Raw genomic sequence first — 15878 nt, 5'->3', positions numbered from 1 at the left:
AAATGTGGGAGGGGGCTTGCCCCCGATGAGGCCGGAACAGTCACCACAGAATTCAGAACAGGTGCTTTATGACAGCAGCCAATGTGTACCAACAACGCCCCACCACCGGCGCCAAGGCCGAGTCGTCGCTGCACCATGCCGACCTCGCCAGCCTGGTCGGCAAGGGGCGCAAGAACGCCGGCGTAACCGTGCGTGAAAAGAAACTCCTCGGTCACCTGACCATTCGTGGCGATGGTCACGATGTCGCCTTCGCCGCCGGGGTGCACAAGGCTGTCGGCATCGAACTGCCCGGCCCCCTGAGCGTGATTTTCAAGGGTGAGACGAGTCTGCAATGGCTCGGCCCGGACGAATGGCTGCTCATTGTCCCGAGCGGCGAAGAGTTCGCTGCCGAACAGAACCTGCGCGCGGCGCTGGGCGACCTGCATATCCAGATCGTCAACGTCAGCGGCGGCCAGCAGATCCTCGAGCTCAGCGGCCCGAACGTGCGTGACGTGCTGATGAAGTCCACCAGCTACGACGTGCACCCGGACAACTTCCCGGTGGGCAAGGCGGTGGGCACGGTGTTCGCCAAGTCGCAACTGGTGATCCGCCATACCGCTGAAGACACCTGGGAACTGCTGATTCGTCGCAGCTTCTCGGATTACTGGTGGCTGTGGCTGCAGGATGCCTCGGCCGAGTTCGGCCTGAGCGTTCAAGCCTGACATGGCGCTCGCGCTGTCTCACCCCTTCACTGTAGGAGCGAGCTTGCTCGCGAAAAACTCAAAGACGCCGCGTTCATTCAGCATGCACGCATCATCGTTGGCGTTCTTCGCGAGCAAGCTCGCTCCTACAGTAGATAGCGTTGTTTGAGGAGTTACCCGCTATGAGCCGCGCCCCTGATACATGGATTTTGACCGCCGACTGCCCCAGCGTGCTCGGCACGGTGGACGCGGTTACCCGCTATCTGTTCGAGCAGGGCTGCTACGTCACCGAACACCATTCGTTCGATGACCGCCTTTCGGGCCGGTTTTTCATTCGAGTGGAATTCCGCCAGCCCGATGGCTTTGACGAGCAGGCGTTTCGCGACGGCCTGGCCACGCGCGGCGAAGCCTTTGGGATGATCTTCGAGCTGACCGCGCCGAACTACCGGCCAAAAGTGGTGATCATGGTCTCCAAGGCCGATCACTGCCTGAACGATCTGTTGTACCGCCAGCGCATCGGTCAGCTGTCGATGGACGTGGTCGCGGTGGTATCCAATCACCCCGATCTGAAACCTTTGGCCGACTGGCACCAGATTCCCTACTACCATTTCCCGCTGGACCCCAACGACAAACCGTCCCAGGAGCGTCAAGTGTGGCAAGTGGTGGAAGACACCGGCGCCGAGCTGGTGATTCTTGCGCGCTACATGCAGGTGCTGTCGCCAGAGCTGTGCCGCAAGCTGGACGGCAAGGCCATCAATATTCACCACTCGTTGCTGCCGGGGTTCAAGGGCGCCAAGCCGTATCACCAGGCGTACAACAAAGGCGTGAAACTGGTCGGCGCCACGGCGCATTACATCAACAACGATCTGGATGAAGGGCCGATCATCGCCCAGGGTGTGGAGGTGGTGGACCACAGCCACTATCCCGAGGATCTGATCGCCAAGGGGCGGGATATCGAAGGGCTCACGTTGGCGCGGGCGGTGGGGTATCACATTGAGCGGCGGGTGTTTTTGAATGCCAATCGGACGGTGGTGCTCTGACTGGCGCCAATCGGGGGCAAGTCGAATCGTCGCACCGCCCCTCCCACATTTGAAATGCGTTCCCCTGTGGGAGGGGGCTTGCCCCCGATGAGGCCTCACCAGCAACACAAGAAACAGCATCTGTACCCGAGCACTTAACGCGCTGCCTGCTCAACAGGCAACGCAGTTCCATAAAAACAACAGCGAGGTGAAAGCATGTCTGGTAATCGTGGTGTCGTGTATCTCGGCAACGGCAAGGTCGAAGTACAGAAGATCGACTATCCCAAAATGCAGGACCCCCGTGGCAGGAAGATCGAGCATGGCGTCATCCTGCGCGTGGTTTCCACCAACATCTGCGGCTCCGACCAACACATGGTGCGCGGTCGCACCACGGCCCAGACCGGCCTGGTGCTGGGGCATGAAATCACCGGCGAAGTGATCGAGAAGGGCAGCGACGTCGAAAACCTGAAGATCGGCGATCTGGTGTCGGTGCCCTTCAACGTGGCGTGCGGCCGTTGCCGCTCCTGCAAGGAAATGCACACCGGCGTGTGCCTGAGTGTCAATCCGGCGCGCCCGGGCGGTGCCTACGGTTATGTCGACATGGGCGACTGGACTGGCGGCCAGGCTGAATACGCGCTGGTGCCTTACGCCGACTTCAACCTGCTGAAACTGCCGGACCGCGACAAGGCCATGGAGAAAATCCGTGACCTGACCTGCCTCTCCGACATCCTGCCCACCGGCTACCACGGCGCCGTCACGGCCGGCGTTGGCCCTGGCAGCACGGTCTACATCGCCGGTGCCGGCCCGGTCGGCCTGGCCGCTGCCGCATCAGCGCGTCTATTGGGCGCTGCGGTGGTGATCATCGGTGACGTCAACCCGATCCGCCTGGCCCACGCCAAGGCCCAGGGTTTCGAGATCGCCGACCTGTCCACCGACACGCCATTGCACGAACAGATCGCCGCACTGCTCGGCGAGCCGGAAGTGGACTGCGCCGTCGATGCCGTCGGCTTTGAAGCCCGCGGCCACGGCCACGACGGCGTCAAGGCCGAGGCCCCGGCTACGGTGCTCAACTCGCTGATGGGCGTGGTGCGCGTGGCCGGCAAGATCGGTATTCCGGGCCTGTACGTCACTGAAGACCCAGGTGCGGTCGATGCGGCTGCGAAGATGGGCAGCCTGAGCATTCGCTTCGGCTTGGGCTGGGCCAAATCCCACAGCTTCCACACCGGGCAGACGCCGGTGATGAAGTACAACCGCCAATTGATGCAGGCGATCATGTGGGACCGGATCAACATTGCCGAGATCGTCGGCGTGCAGGTGATCAGCCTGGATGACGCGCCGCGCGGCTATGGCGAGTTCGATGCGGGTGTGCCGAAGAAGTTTGTGATCGATCCGCATAAGCTGTTCAGTGCGGCGTAAAACGTTGAGCAAATGAAAAGGGCGACCCATGAGTCGCCCTTTTTAATGTGGGTTTGTGGTGTCTGGGAGATCAGCGGGTGGCCAGTGCGCCCTGGTAGACGGTCGGGCCTGTGGGTTGTTTGCTGATGGAGCCACCTTTGGTCTCCGAACTCACCATCAACTCCACCGGTTTGCTGATGGTTTCCTGCTGGCGCGGGTTCAGGCCGATGATGCCCTTGCCGTCCTCCGGCAACAGGCCCAGGGACACCGGTGTGCCGTCTTTGGGGATTGCCCACAGCTCCAGGCTCTGGTCCGGCGCCGGTGCGGTGGCGGCAATCGGCTGGACTTCCAGGTAATCCTTGTGGGCCATGATTTGCGCGGCCGGCTGCTGGGTGGTAGTCACCAACGTCGCCGCGGACTTGACGCTGTCCTGGGTGTAGAGCGCGCCACCGATACCGGCAACCACCACGGCGCAGGCGCCGATGAACAGGCGAGGGCGGCTCCAGAACGCAGGCTTGTGCTCAATCGCTTGGGGGTGGATCGCAGTCATAAGTCTCTTCCTGACAAATTTTGTAGTCAGTTCATGGACCCGCGTATCCCCAATGGGTTCCGGAACAACCGACGGGATACCCAGTCCAACGCCTGCTTTGCACCTATCTCCTGAGGTTGTCTTGATGAAGATTTCACGCGGTTTTGCCCTTTCCTGCCTGCTGACCCTGGCCGCCGGCCCGGTGTTCGCCGCAGGTTTCAGCCTTGGCGATGCAGCCAATGCCATTTCCGGCATGCAGGGTGGCAACAACAAAGCCGCCGCCGCCGCGCCAACCTCGGAAACGGCCGACCTGCTGACGGCCCTGACCTCACAACTCAATATCACCCCCGAGCAAGCCGTCGGCGGCACTGGCGCCATGCTGGGCCTGGCGAAGAACAAACTGAGCGGTAACGACTTTTCACAGCTGGGCAACAGCGTGCCAGGCCTCGATAAGCTGTCGGGCGACAACGCTTTGGGCAGCCTCGGCGCCTTGAGCGGGTTGCTCGGCCAGACCGGCGGCAGCAAGACCAGCGGCCTCGACGGTCTGCTGGGTAACGTGAAAAACACCAATGACTTGAACACCGCGTTCAGCGCCCTGGGCATGGACAGCGGCATGATCGGCCAGTTTGCCCCGGTGATCCTGCAATACCTGGGCGGTCAGGGCGCCGACAGCTCGATACTGGGCAAGCTGGCCCAGGCTTGGGGCACCGGCAGCTAAAGACGCTCCTCACGCAACTGTTGGATGCGCGCGTCCTTTTCCATCCAGAGCTGGTTGACCCAGTTCTGGACGGTCTGGCGAAATGCCGGATCATTCTCGTAATCCCCCTGCCACAACGCCGGGTCCAGTTCACGGGTACGGATATCCACGATCACTTCCGGCACCGCGCCGCTGATCAAATCCCAGAAGCCTGGAATCCTGTGTTGCGGGTAGACCACGGTCACGTCGAGGATGGCGTCCAGTTGCTCACCCATTGCCGCCAGTACAAACGCGACGCCGCCTGCCTTGGGCTTGAGCAGCCGGGTGAACGGTGAATCCTGCTGTGTGCGTTTGGCCTCGCTGAACCGCGTGCCTTCCAGATAATTGACCACCGTCACCGGCTGGCGCTTGAACAGCTCGCAGGCCTCCTTGGTGATCTTCAGGTCCTGCCCGGCCAGCTCCGGGTGTTTGGCCAGGAACGCCTTGGTGTAGCGCTTCATGAACGGGTAATCCAGCGCCCACCAGGCCAGGCCGAGGAAGGGCACCCAGATCAGCTCTTTTTTCAGGAAGAATTTGAAGAACGGCGTGCGCCGGTTCAGCGCCTGGATCAATGCGGGAATATCCACCCAGGACTGGTGGTTGCCGATCACCAGGTAAGAGGTGTCACCGCGCAGGTCCTCACCGCCGCGAATATCCCATTGGGTCGGAATACACACGGAAAAAATCAGCTTGTCGATCTCGGCCCAGGTCTCGGCGATCCACATCACCGCCCAGGACGCATAGTCACGCAAGCGGCCCGGTGCCACCAGCTTGAGCAGGGCGAATACCATCAAGGGACCGATCAGGATCAGCGTGTTGAGTAACAGCAGCAGTGTGACCAGACAGCCGGTGAGCAGGCGGCGCATAAATAACTCTTGGAATCTTGTGGGCGGGCCATCATAAGCAAGCTGAGTCCAGAGGCCAAATCGCAGATTGCCGTACGAATGTTTCACAATGTGCCAGTTATGCTCGCTCGTCCAACTAAGTACGGTGTATGCGGTCTAGAATCCGTCCACTTCTTTCGAGGAAATCATGCCGTGAAATTGCTCCTTGCTGCGTTCGCCCTGATTACTGTGCCTGCCATGGCTGCCGAACCGACCCTCTACGGCCGCTACGAATACATCCAATTGCCGGAAATCGGCCAGACCTTCAAGGCCAAAATGGACACCGGCGCACTGACCGCCTCGCTGTCGGCCCGTGACATCGAAACCTTCACCCGTGACGGCGACGATTGGGTGCGCTTCCGTCTCGGCGGCAAGGACGCCGACAACAAAGTCTACGAACACAAGGTCTCGCGCATCAGCAAGATCAAGAGCCGCGCCGACGAAGACGACGACAAGGACGAAGCCAGCGTGGCCAAGCGCCCGGTGATCGACCTGGAAATGTGCCTGGGTGACGTCAAGCGTACCGTGGAGGTCAACCTCACCGACCGCAGCAGCTTCAACTACCCGCTGCTGATCGGCGCCAAGGCCCTGCGCGAATTCGGTGCAGCGGTCAACCCGGCGCGTCGCTACACTGCCGACAAACCGGACTGCTGACGGACCCACATGGCGCATATCCTGATTGTCGAAGACGAAGCGGCGATAGCCGACACGCTGATATTCGCCCTGCAGGGCGAGGGCTTTACCACCACCTGGCTGAGCCTCGGCCAGGCGGCGCTGGAGCATCAGCGTCAGACCCCGGCCGACCTGATCATCCTCGACATCGGCCTGCCCGACATCACCGGTTTTGAAACCTGCAAGCAATTGCGCCGGTTCAGCGAAGTGCCGGTGATGTTTCTCAGCGCCCGCGATGGCGAAATCGACCGGGTGGTAGGGCTGGAAATCGGCGCCGACGATTATGTGGTCAAGCCGTTCAGCCCGCGCGAAGTGGCGGCCAGGGTGCGGGCGATTCTCAAGCGTGTCGGGCCGGGTGTGGCGCCTGCTGTGTTCCAGGTGGACCTGGAGCGCATGCAGATCCACTATCGCGGCCAGCCGCTGAACCTGACGCGTCACGAATTGCGCCTGCTGCAAAGCCTGCTGGAGCAACCCGAACGGGTGTTCAGCCGCGAGCAGTTGCTGGACGCGGTGGGCGTACCGGCCGACGCCGGCTACGCGCGCAATATCGACAGCCATATCAAAAGCCTGCGCAGCAAACTGCGTAGCGTGAAGGCGGACGCCGATCCGATCCAGACCCATCGCGGCCTTGGCTACAGCTACAGCCCGAGCCACAGCTGATGCGCCTGGGGCTGCGGATTTTCCTGGTGTACGCGTTGTTTATCGGCCTGACCGGCTACTTCGTGCTCAACACGGTGATGAAGGAAATCCGCCCCGGCGTGCGCCAGTCCACCGAAGAGACCCTGGTGGACACCGCCAACCTGCTTGCCGAAATCCTGCGCCATGATGTGAAGAACGGCACCCTCGGCCAGAGCCATTGGCCGCAGCTGCTCAAGGCTTATGGCAATCGCCAGCCCGGCGCGGTGATCTGGGGCCTGCCGAAAAACCAGGTCAATCACCGCATCTATGTGACCGACGCCAACGGCACGGTTCTGCTCGACTCCACCGGTGAAGCGGTGGGCCAGGACTATTCGAAATGGAACGACGTGTACCTCACCCTGCGCGGCGAATATGGCGCACGTTCCACCCGCAGCGCGCCGGATGATCCTGCTTCGTCGGTGATGCACGTGGGCGCGCCGATTCGCGATGATGGGCGGATTATCGGCGTGGTCACTGTGGCCAAGCCCAACAGCTCATTGCAGCCCTATGTCGACCGCACCGAGCGTCGCCTGCTGTGGTATGGCGCCGGCCTGGTGATTCTCGGCCTGTTGCTCGGCGCATTGCTGTCGTGGTGGCTGAGCAATGCGCTGCGGCGGTTGACGGCCTATGCCGAGGCCGTCAGCGAAGGCCGTCGCGCCGAGTTGCCCCATTACCGGGGCGGCGAGCTCAAGCAGCTGTCCACGGCTGTCGAGCATATGCGCACCCAGTTGGAAGGCAAAGCCTACGTCGAACACTACGTACACACCCTGACCCACGAACTGAAAAGCCCGTTGGCGGCGATTCGTGGCGCGGCGGAGTTGCTGCACGGCGATATGAGCCGTGAGCAGCAGCAGCGCTTTGTCGGCAATATCGACAGCGAAAGCGCGCGCCTGCAGCAGTTGATCGAGCGGTTGCTGAACCTGGCGCAGGTGGAGCAGCGCCAAGGGCTGGACGAACAATCGAGTATCGCGCTGGCGAGCCTGGTCGATGAGGTCCTCAAGGCGCAATGTGCCCGCATCGAAAGCGCCGGTTTGCATGTCGAGCAGGCGATTGCCGCCGATGTGCATGTGTTTGGCGAACCGTTCCTGCTGCGCCAGGCCTTGGGCAACCTGCTGGACAATGCCCTGGATTTCACCCCGCCCGGCGGTGCGCTGCGGTTCAGCGCGCTGGTGCGGCACAACGACGTTCACGTCAGCCTGTTCAACCAGGCCGAGCCGATCCCCGACTACGCCTTGCCGCGCCTGAGCGAGCGTTTCTATTCGCTGCCACGCCCGGCGAGCGGGCGCAAAAGCACCGGCCTGGGCCTGAACTTTGTCGAAGAGGTGATGAAATTGCACGGTGGCGCGTTGCAGGTTGGCAACGTACCCGGTGGCGTGCAAGCGGTGCTGCATCTCCACACAGTCTCCACATTGCCCACATAAAACCCCCACACGGGCTGCCCAGACTCTTCCCATCAAAACAGGGAGAGACCCATGAACCGCAGCCTGCTTTTCAAACTTGGCGCGATTGCGCTGCTGATCCTGCTGTTGCTGATTCCATTGCTGATGATCAACGGCATCATCAGCGACCGCCAGCAATTGCGCGACGGCGTATTGATGGACATCGCGCGCAGTTCCAGCTTCGCGCAGCGCCTCACCGGGCCAGTGCTGGTGGTGCCTTATCGCAAGACGGTGCGTGAGTGGAAGCTCAATGAAAAGCTCAACAAGCGCTACGAAGAAACCCGTGAAGAGCGCGGCCGCCTGTATTTTCTGCCGGAGCGTTTTGCGCTCGACGGCCAGGTGCAAACCGAACTGCGCGCGCGGGGCATCTATCAGGCGCGGTTGTTCCACGCCGACAACCGCATCAGCGGACGTTTCGAACTGCCTGCACAACTGGGTATCACGGAGAACTTCGCCGATTATCGCTTTGAACCTGGGTTTCTGGCCGTGGGCATCAGCGATATACGCGGCATCGAAAACGCCCTGAAGCTGAAACTGGGCGATCAGCGCCTGGAGTTTTCGCCGGGCTCTCAAGTCGACTGGTTGGGCGAGGGCGTGCATGTGATGCTGCCGGAGCAGGACAGCAAGAAGCCCGCCGCCGTGGAGTTCGCCTTCGACCTGCGCCTGCAGGGCACCGAACAACTGCAAGTGGTGCCGGTGGGCAAGACCAGTCAGGTATCGCTTGCCTCCAACTGGCCGCACCCGAGTTTTATCGGCAACTTCCTGCCGACCCAGCGGGCGGTCAGCGACAAAGGCTTCACTGCCAATTGGCAGACCTCGTTTTTCGCCACCAACCTCGAACAGGCCCTGCAAACCTGCCTGGACCGCCAAGGCTGTGACGATTTCAACAACCGCAGCTTTGGTGTGAACTTCATCGACCCGGTGGACCAATACCTCAAGAGCGACCGCGCGATCAAATACGCGCTGCTGTTCATCGCCCTGACCTTTGCCGGCTTCTTCCTGTTCGAAGTGCTCAAGAACCTGGCGGTGCACCCCGTCCAGTACGCGTTGGTGGGCGTGGCGCTGGCATTCTTCTACCTGCTGTTGCTGTCGCTGTCCGAGCATGTGGGGTTTGCCCTGGCTTACCTGATATCGGCCAGTGCCTGCGTGGTGTTGATTGGTTTCTACGTGTGCCATGTGCTGCGCAGCGTGGCCCACGGCCTGGGCTTTTCGGCGGGGCTGGCGGCGTTGTATGGCTTGTTGTACGGGTTGCTCAGTGCCGAGGATTACGCGTTGCTGATGGGCTCGCTGTTGCTGTTCGGCCTGCTGGGCACGGTGATGGTGCTGACGCGCAAGCTGGATTGGTATGGGGTGGGCAAGCGCAAGGTGGAGGAGGTGCAATGATCGGGCTGCGCGAAGATCAGCAAATGAAGGCCAGGATGGTTACCTTCCTCACCAACGCCACCGTCCACTGTAGGAGCGAGCTTGCTCGCGAAGAATGCAAGGACGCCGCGTTTAACCAAGTGCCCCGCGTTATCGTTGACGATTTTCGCGAGCAAGCTCGCTCCTACAGGGGGGCCGTTAAATCGGCGGCTGGGTCTGCTGCATCGAAGGCCGCTGGCTGACCTCGGCGTACCAGGCGGCCAGCTTGGGATTGTCGGTGCGCCATTGCAGGTCCGGGTGGCGAAAGTCGAGGTAGCCCAGGGCGCAGGCCACGCTGATGGCGGCGACGTCGAAGTGGCTGGCCAATTCGGCGATGGCGTCCTGTTCCAGCTCGGCCAGCGCACGGCGCATCTTGTTGCGCTGCTCGTTCAGCCACTGGTCCCAGTGCTTCTCCACCGGGCGCATGGCGGTTTCGTAGCGCACCAGCACGGCGGCGTCCATGATCCCGTCGGCCATCGACGCCAGGGTCAGGCGCCGCCAGCGGGCCGAGCCGTCGCGGGGGATCAGCGGGTTGCCGACGTGCTGGTGGTCGAAGTAATCGAGGATCACCCGGCTGTCGTGCAGCACCGAACCGTCGGCCAGGCGCAGGGCCGGGATCTTGCCCACCGGATTGCCTTGCACCACCTCGGCGTCCGGGTTGACGGGGGTGGGCATGCAGGCGTGCAGGGTCACACGGTCCTGCTGGCCGGTCTCGATCAACAGCACGCGGACTTTGCGTACGAAGGGCGAAGCGGGGTTGTGGAACAAGGTCATGCTGGGGGCGGACATGGGCATTCCTCGAAATGGGCTGGGGTTAGCCTAGAGGGTTGTGGGGTGGCTGGCGAGGAGATTCTGGATGCTTCTGAGGGCCTCATCGGGGGCAAGCCCCCTCCCACATTTTGACTGTATTCACACATCCAAGTGTGGGAGGGGGCTTGCCCCCGATAGCGCCCTCAGGCGCGCCGCCCGAACAACGCCCAGGCACCAATGCCAGCCGGTATACCCAACCCCACCCAGCTCAACGAATCCCACCACCCATCCCCCAGCAACGCCGCAAACAACCCGGCGGCGCTGAGCAGGCCAATCCCCAGCGGAATGCCGAACACCTTCCAGAAACTCGACTGCCGCGGCTTCATGCCTTGCCCGCCTTGCGCCGCACAATCCATAGGTAAATCCCGCTGACCAACACGATGATGGTCAGCACATCCAGCAGCGCCCAGAGGATCTTCATCGGCATGCCGCCGTAGTCACCGAAGTGCAGCGGCTGGGACATGCCCATGGCGTCCATGTACCACGGACGTTCGGCGATGGCGGTGACGGCCAGGGTGCCGGCGTCGATCAATACCGGGGTGAGCAGATGGGAGGTGAGGTGGGTACTGCCTTTCATGAACACGGCATAGTGATGCTCGCTGGAGAAGCGCGTGCCGGGGAAGGCGATGAAGTCCGGTTGCATGCCGGGCGCAGCCTTGGCGGCGATGCTCAGCAGTTCGCTGGCCGGCGCGCGCCGGGTCAGCGGCGGGGCGTCTTTGTAGGGTTCGACCAGTGCGCTGAGGCTGTCCTGGCGCCAGGCGGCGATGAGCAGGTCGGCGCAGGCGCTGATCACACCGGTCACGCCCACCACCAGCGCCCAGGTCAGGGTGACCACGCCGATCAGGTTATGCAGGTCGAGCCAGCGCAGGCGGGTGGATTTGTCCTGGCGCACGGTGGCGAACTCCAAGCGGCGCATGAACGGCAGGTACAGCACCGTGCCCGAGACAAGCGCCAGCACGAACAGCACGCCCATGAACGCGAGCAACAGCTTGCCGGGCAGCCCGGCGAACATGTCCACATGCAGGCGCAGCAGGAACAGGGTGAGCCCGCCGTTGGCTGACGGCATCTCCACGGTTTCGCCGGTACGCGCATCAAGCATGAAGGTATGCGACGCATTCGGCTCGGTACCGGCTGTGGCGGCCATGATCGCGATCACGCCGTTCTTGTCGTCCTCGTCCCAGGCCATGTACTGCATGGCCTCGCCGGGGCGATGGGCCTGCGCTTTGGCCACCAGTTGCTCCAGGTTGAGCTGCGGCGTATCGGCGGGCATCTGCTTGAGCTCGGGTTCGTTGCCCAGCAGATGATCGATCTCGTGGTGAAACACCAGCGGCAGCCCAGTGAGGGCGAGCAGCAGCAAGAATACGGTGCAGATCAGGCTGGTCCAGGTGTGGATGAAGGACCAGCGGCGGATGGTTTTGCTTTTCATTTTCTTGCCTTCAGACGCACCAAAGCCGTCCTGGTGGACGGCCCGGTTGTTAACTCAGCCGATTACCACTGGTAGGTGGCGCTGGCGACGACGCTGCGTTGGTCGCCGAAGTAGCAGTAGGAACCGTCACAGGTGGAAATGTAGTCCTTGTTGAACAGGTTGGTCGCGTTCACTTTCACCGACGCGCCCTTGAGGCTGTTGTCCAGGCGGCCGAGGTCGTAGTGCGCGGCGCCGTCGAATACGGTGTAGGCGTTGGCTTTTCCGGACCAGGTGTTGGCCTGGTCGCCGTAGGTATTGCCGGTGTAGCGGGCGCCAAAACCGATGCCGAAGCCGTCGAGGGCGCCGGTGTGCCAGGTGTAGTCCGTCCACAGGGAGGCTTGCTGGTTAGGCATCAGTTGCAGACGGTTGCCTTTGAAGTCGCCTTTTTGCACTTCGGATTTGGCCAGGGTATACGCCGCGATCACCTTGAGGTTTTCGGTGACGTCAGAGATGGCTTCCAGCTCCAGGCCCTTGACCTTCACTTCGCCGGTCTGGTCGGTGAGTGACACGCCACCGGACTGGAAGCTGGTGACCAGCACGTTTTTCTGGGTGAGGTCATACACCGCCGCGCTCAGCAGAGTGTTCGAGCCCGGCGGCTGGTACTTGACCCCCAGCTCCCACTGCTTGCCCTCGGTGGGTTTATACGACTCGGTCGGGGAGACGCTGGCGTTGCTCGCCGGTTGGAACGATTCGGCGTAGGAGATATAGGGCACGAAGCCTGAGTCGAATACATAACTCAGCGCCGCGTTGCCACTGAAGTTTTTGCTGCGGTCGGTGTTGGTCGCATCGTTTTTATTGAAGTACGTGGTGCCCTGATGAACCCAGTCTTCACGACCGCCCAGGGTCAGGCGCCAGTTGTCCAGCGCCATCTGGTCCTGCACGTAGAGGCCGGTCTGGATGGTTTTCTGGTTGTAGTCATAGAACGCTGTGGAACGCGCTGGCCGCACGACCGGCTGGGTATTGACCGGGTTGAAGATGTTGACCGTTCCGGCGAGGCCGAAAATCGACGTGTATGAAGTATCGGTGCGCTGATGGTCCAGGCCCAACAGCAGGGTATGGGTGATATCGCCAGTGGCGAAATCCGCCTGGAAGTTGTTATCCACCGCGAACTGGCCAATGTCCTCGTCCACGTTGGTCGACGAGCGGCTGATATTGCCGGCCGCGTCTGCTGGCGAGAAGGCGAACGAGCCCACGGTCAGTTGCTGGAAAGCCAGTTCCGATTTGGTGTAGCGCAGGTTCTGCTTGAACTGCCAGGTGTCGTTGAAACGGTGTTCGAAGGCGTAGCCCAGTGCGTAATAAGTGCGGTCGTAATACTCGTAATCCGGATCGCCGAGGTTCTTGTGATGCGAGATGTCGCCCAGGGGCGATTTGATCTTGGTGCCCTGGATCGGCAGGAACTGGCTGGTAGCGCCGGTATCGTCACGGGTGAACTGCGACAGGAGCGTGAGCTTGGTATCGGTATCGATATTCCAGGTCAGGCTTGGCGCGATGTTGTAGCGCTTGTTGTCGATGTGATCGACCTGGGTGCCGGCATCACGCACCACGCCGCTGAGGCCGTACAGAAACTGGCCTTCGTCATCGATCTTGCCGGTGCTGGCAAAGTTGATCTGACGATAGTTGTCACTCCCGTATTGCACCTGGATGGCGCTGCTCTGTTCGGCGCTGGGATGGCGGCTGACCATGTCAAGGAGACCGCCCGGCGGGGTCTGGCCGTAAACCGACGAGGCCGGGCCGCGCAGCAGGGCGAGGCGGTCGAGGTTCCAGGTTTCCGCTTTCGGGTTGGCGTACACGCCACGCGGCAGGGGCAGGCCGTCGAGGAACTGGGTGGGTTCGAAGCCACGCACGCGCATCCAGTCGTAGCGGGTGTCGCTGCCGTAGCTGGCGGACACGATGCCGGGCATGTATTTGACCGCGTCGTCGAGGTTCTGCACGTTGCGATCCTGCATCTGCTCGCGGGTCGCCACCGAGATGGAGCGCGGCGCCTCGACCAGGGCCGTGTCGGTCTTGGTGCCGGCGGCAGTGCGCTTGGCCAGGTAGCCCTCCACCGGCCCCCAGGCGCTCTCGTAATTGCTTTGACCAATAATGCTGGTCTGCGGCAACGCCACGACACCGTCCGCAATCGCCACCAAGGTAAAGGTCCCGGCGCTGCTCTGCTCCAGCTGCAGGCCTGTCCCGCGCAAGGCTTCACGCATTGCGTCCTGCGCATCGAACTGGCCCTTGACCGGTGCCGAGGTCTTGCCGGCGGCGAGCGTCGGGTTGAGGGTCAGCGCGAGGCCGGCCTGGCTGGCGATCTGGTTCAGGGTGGCGGCCAGTGGCGCGGCCGGCAGGTTGTAGGCGCGCACGCTGGTGGACTGTTCGGCGGCGATCAACGTGGGGCTGAGCAGCGGGGCGCCGAGGGCGATGGCCACGGCTAACAGGCTGGGGCGCAACAAAGTGTCTAGCGTGCGGGACATGGGAGGCTCCTGAATGGAAATATTTCTCAATTGCCTAGGTGCCGGACGAGAATCGGAAAGTGATAGGGCGGGGTGAAAATATTTTTTGGGTGGTGTTTTTGAGGGCCTCATCGGGGGCAAGTCGAATCGTCGCACCGCCCCTCCCACATTTGACTGTGTTCACAAATCAAAAAGTGTGGGAGGGGGCTTGCCCCCGATAGCGATCTTCAGATGCCGCAGAACCTAAGGCCTACCCTTGACAGTCACCCACCACGGCGTGTGCTGTTCAATCTGCACCGGCAAGGTCGGCAACAGCGCATTGAGCGCCAGGGTGGTGTCGTGCAGCGGGAAGCTGCCGGTGATGCGCAGGTCGGCCACGCTGTCATCCACGCCCAGATAACCGTTGCGATACCGGCCCAGTTCAGCCACCACATCGCCCAGGCGGGCGTTGTCGACCACCAGCATGCCGCGGGTCCAGGCGTCGCTGGCCGGTGAGACGGCAAGCGCAGGACCAAGGCTATCGCTGCGCATCAGCACTTGCTCGCCCGCCTTGAAAATCCGCTCCTGAGACAGTGCCTCAGGCTGGGCGGCCACCGCCGATTGCAGCACGCTCAGACGCGTGGCGTCGTCTTCGCGTTTCACGATGAACCGCGTACCCAGCGCCCGCAGGTTGCCGTCGCGGGTCTGTACAGAGAACGGGCGCGCATCGTTGTGGCCGGTTTCGACGAGGATTTCGCCCGCCTGCAACACTATCAAGCGGCGTTTATCGTCGAAGCGCACATCGATGGCGCTGTGGGTGTTGAGATTGATCCGGGTGCCGTCATCCAACTCCAGAGTGCGCTGCTCGCCGGTGGCGGTGCGTTGATCGGCCAGCCAATAGTGGATGGGCACATAGCGCTCACCGGCAAATAACGCCAGGCCGCAGACCAGCGCGATGCTCGCCAGGCCACGGCCCAGTTTGCGCATGCGCTGGCGCACGCCTTCGCGAGACTGCAACAACGCCGCCCGCGCGGGACCGGAGGCTGCACTGAAACGCTGGTCGAGCATGCCCAACTGGCGCCAGGCGCGGGCGTGTTCTTCGTCGCTGGCCAGCCACTTGGCGAATTCTTCCTGCTCCACCACGCTGCCGTCGCCGGAATCGAGGGATAGTTGCCAGGCAATCGCGGCGTCCAGCACACGGGCCGACACCGGCTTGGCGCTGATCATACTCATGACGGCTCGCCGTACAACGCGATGTAGCACTGGCGGATGCCCTGGGCCAGGTACTGGCGCACGCGTGGCACCGACACACCCAGGCGCTGGGCGATGTCTGCGTGGCCCAGGCCGTCGAGGCGGTTATAGAGGAAGGCGGCGCGGGCTTTGCTCGACAGTTTGCCGAGCAGACGGTCGATGGCCTTGAGGTCTTCGAGGATCAGTTGCTGTGCCTCGGGCGATGGGTGCTCGCTTTCCGGGATCAGCATCAATTCGGTGAGATAGGCCTGTTCCAGGGCGGCGCGGCGGAAGTAGTCGAACAGCAAGCCCTTGGCAATCGCTACCAGAAAGGCGCGTGGCTCGCGGGGTTCAGGCAGCCCTTCACGGCCCAGCAGGCGCATGAAAGTGTCCTGGCTCAGATCTTCGGCGCGGCTCGGGCAGGCCACGTTACGCCGCAGCCAGGCCAACAGCCAGCCACGATGGTCGCGATACAACGCGCCAACAAGCTCACTGTGTGGGGTCTGGGCCGACGACAAGGCATCACCGA

General features: G+C 62.3%; 16 protein-coding genes and 1 pseudogene. 8 read left to right on the top strand and 9 right to left on the bottom strand.

The features are described from left to right. Positions 1–68 precede the first annotated feature (68 nt). The 3 genes from MRY17_RS23845 (at position 69) to fdhA (ending at position 3115) form a co-directional block, all read left to right on the top strand. Complete coding sequence (locus MRY17_RS23845) at positions 69–701, top strand: sarcosine oxidase subunit gamma (RefSeq protein WP_191953046.1); 633 nt, start codon at positions 69–71, stop codon at positions 699–701. Positions 702–862: 161 nt separating this feature from the next. Next, positions 863–1720: a formyltetrahydrofolate deformylase gene (purU, locus tag MRY17_RS23840; RefSeq protein ID WP_005792124.1), complete on the top strand. Its 858-nt coding sequence runs from the start codon at positions 863–865 to the stop codon at positions 1718–1720. 195 nt (positions 1721–1915) lie between these two features. After that, a complete protein-coding gene (gene fdhA / locus MRY17_RS23835; RefSeq protein WP_065885453.1) occupies positions 1916–3115 on the top strand; it encodes a formaldehyde dehydrogenase, glutathione-independent in 1200 nt (399 codons plus the stop codon). A 70-nt stretch (positions 3116–3185) separates the two neighbouring features. Here fdhA and MRY17_RS23830 read toward each other — a convergent pair whose 3' ends face one another. Then, complete coding sequence (locus tag MRY17_RS23830; RefSeq protein WP_338134203.1) at positions 3186–3644, bottom strand: anti-sigma factor domain-containing protein; 459 nt, start codon at positions 3642–3644, stop codon at positions 3186–3188. Between the two features lie 124 nt (positions 3645–3768). Here MRY17_RS23830 and MRY17_RS23825 point away from each other — a divergent pair, with 124 nt between their 5' ends. Beyond that, on the top strand, positions 3769–4341 hold the full coding sequence (locus MRY17_RS23825) for a DUF2780 domain-containing protein (RefSeq protein WP_181284374.1): 573 nt from the start codon (positions 3769–3771) through the stop codon (positions 4339–4341). On the opposite strand, the gene MRY17_RS23820 is transcribed toward MRY17_RS23825, so the two are convergent. Continuing rightward, positions 4338–5225 (bottom strand): acyltransferase, encoded by an 888-nt coding sequence (locus MRY17_RS23820; protein ID WP_243352964.1) that lies wholly within the window; start codon positions 5223–5225, stop codon positions 4338–4340. The two genes, MRY17_RS23825 and MRY17_RS23820, sit on opposite strands and share 4 nt — an antisense overlap. A gap of 171 nt (positions 5226–5396) precedes the next feature. Between MRY17_RS23820 and MRY17_RS23815 the strand changes: the two genes are divergently transcribed. Genes MRY17_RS23815 through creD form a run of 4 tightly spaced genes read left to right on the top strand, consistent with a single transcriptional unit; the run spans position 5397 to position 9415 of the window. Next, positions 5397–5897, top strand: coding sequence for an ATP-dependent zinc protease family protein (locus MRY17_RS23815; RefSeq protein WP_124427737.1), 501 nt, complete (start codon positions 5397–5399; stop codon positions 5895–5897). A 9-nt stretch (positions 5898–5906) separates the two neighbouring features. Beyond that, complete coding sequence (creB, locus tag MRY17_RS23810) at positions 5907–6575, top strand: two-component system response regulator CreB (protein ID WP_191953044.1); 669 nt, start codon at positions 5907–5909, stop codon at positions 6573–6575. Next, the gene (gene creC / locus MRY17_RS23805) at positions 6575–8014 is read left to right on the top strand and encodes a two-component system sensor histidine kinase CreC (RefSeq protein WP_243352963.1); all 1440 of its coding nucleotides are present in this window, start codon (positions 6575–6577) and stop codon (positions 8012–8014) included. Before creB ends, creC begins: the two co-directional genes overlap by 1 nt. A gap of 51 nt (positions 8015–8065) precedes the next feature. Continuing rightward, positions 8066–9415 (top strand): cell envelope integrity protein CreD, encoded by a 1350-nt coding sequence (gene creD, locus MRY17_RS23800; protein WP_243352962.1) that lies wholly within the window; start codon positions 8066–8068, stop codon positions 9413–9415. 65 nt (positions 9416–9480) lie between these two features. Here creD and MRY17_RS23795 read toward each other — a convergent pair. The 7 genes and pseudogenes from MRY17_RS23795 to MRY17_RS23765 all read right to left on the bottom strand — a co-directional run. Then, positions 9481–9570, bottom strand: a pseudogene (locus MRY17_RS23795) (outer membrane lipoprotein carrier protein LolA); the annotation flags it as partial. Positions 9571–9592: 22 nt separating this feature from the next. After that, on the bottom strand, positions 9593–10222 hold the full coding sequence (locus tag MRY17_RS23790) for a glutathione S-transferase (RefSeq protein WP_181284379.1): 630 nt from the start codon (positions 10220–10222) through the stop codon (positions 9593–9595). Positions 10223–10386: 164 nt separating this feature from the next. Then, positions 10387–10569, bottom strand: coding sequence for a hypothetical protein (locus MRY17_RS23785; protein ID WP_124434266.1), 183 nt, complete (start codon positions 10567–10569; stop codon positions 10387–10389). After that, on the bottom strand, positions 10566–11669 hold the full coding sequence (locus MRY17_RS23780; protein ID WP_243352961.1) for a PepSY-associated TM helix domain-containing protein: 1104 nt from the start codon (positions 11667–11669) through the stop codon (positions 10566–10568). The genes MRY17_RS23785 and MRY17_RS23780 overlap by 4 nt, the downstream gene beginning before the upstream one ends. Positions 11670–11731: 62 nt before the next feature. Continuing rightward, a complete protein-coding gene (locus MRY17_RS23775) occupies positions 11732–14161 on the bottom strand; it encodes a TonB-dependent siderophore receptor (protein ID WP_243352960.1) in 2430 nt (809 codons plus the stop codon). A 222-nt stretch (positions 14162–14383) separates the two neighbouring features. Beyond that, positions 14384–15352, bottom strand: a complete 969-nt coding sequence (locus MRY17_RS23770; protein WP_181284382.1) for a FecR domain-containing protein — start codon at positions 15350–15352, stop codon at positions 14384–14386. Further along, positions 15349–15867 carry an RNA polymerase sigma factor gene (locus tag MRY17_RS23765; protein WP_124425226.1) on the bottom strand — a complete coding sequence of 173 codons (519 nt, stop codon included), beginning with the start codon at positions 15865–15867 and terminating at the stop codon, positions 15349–15351. Before MRY17_RS23765 ends, MRY17_RS23770 begins: the two co-directional genes overlap by 4 nt. Positions 15868–15878: the final 11 nt, after the last annotated feature.

Origin of the sequence: Pseudomonas orientalis, from assembly GCF_022807995.1 — a bacterium.
Lineage (GTDB): Bacteria > Pseudomonadota > Gammaproteobacteria > Pseudomonadales > Pseudomonadaceae > Aquipseudomonas > Aquipseudomonas orientalis_B.
Note: the sequence above shows the minus strand (reverse complement) of the source record. Positions and strands in the feature narration are given on the sequence as shown.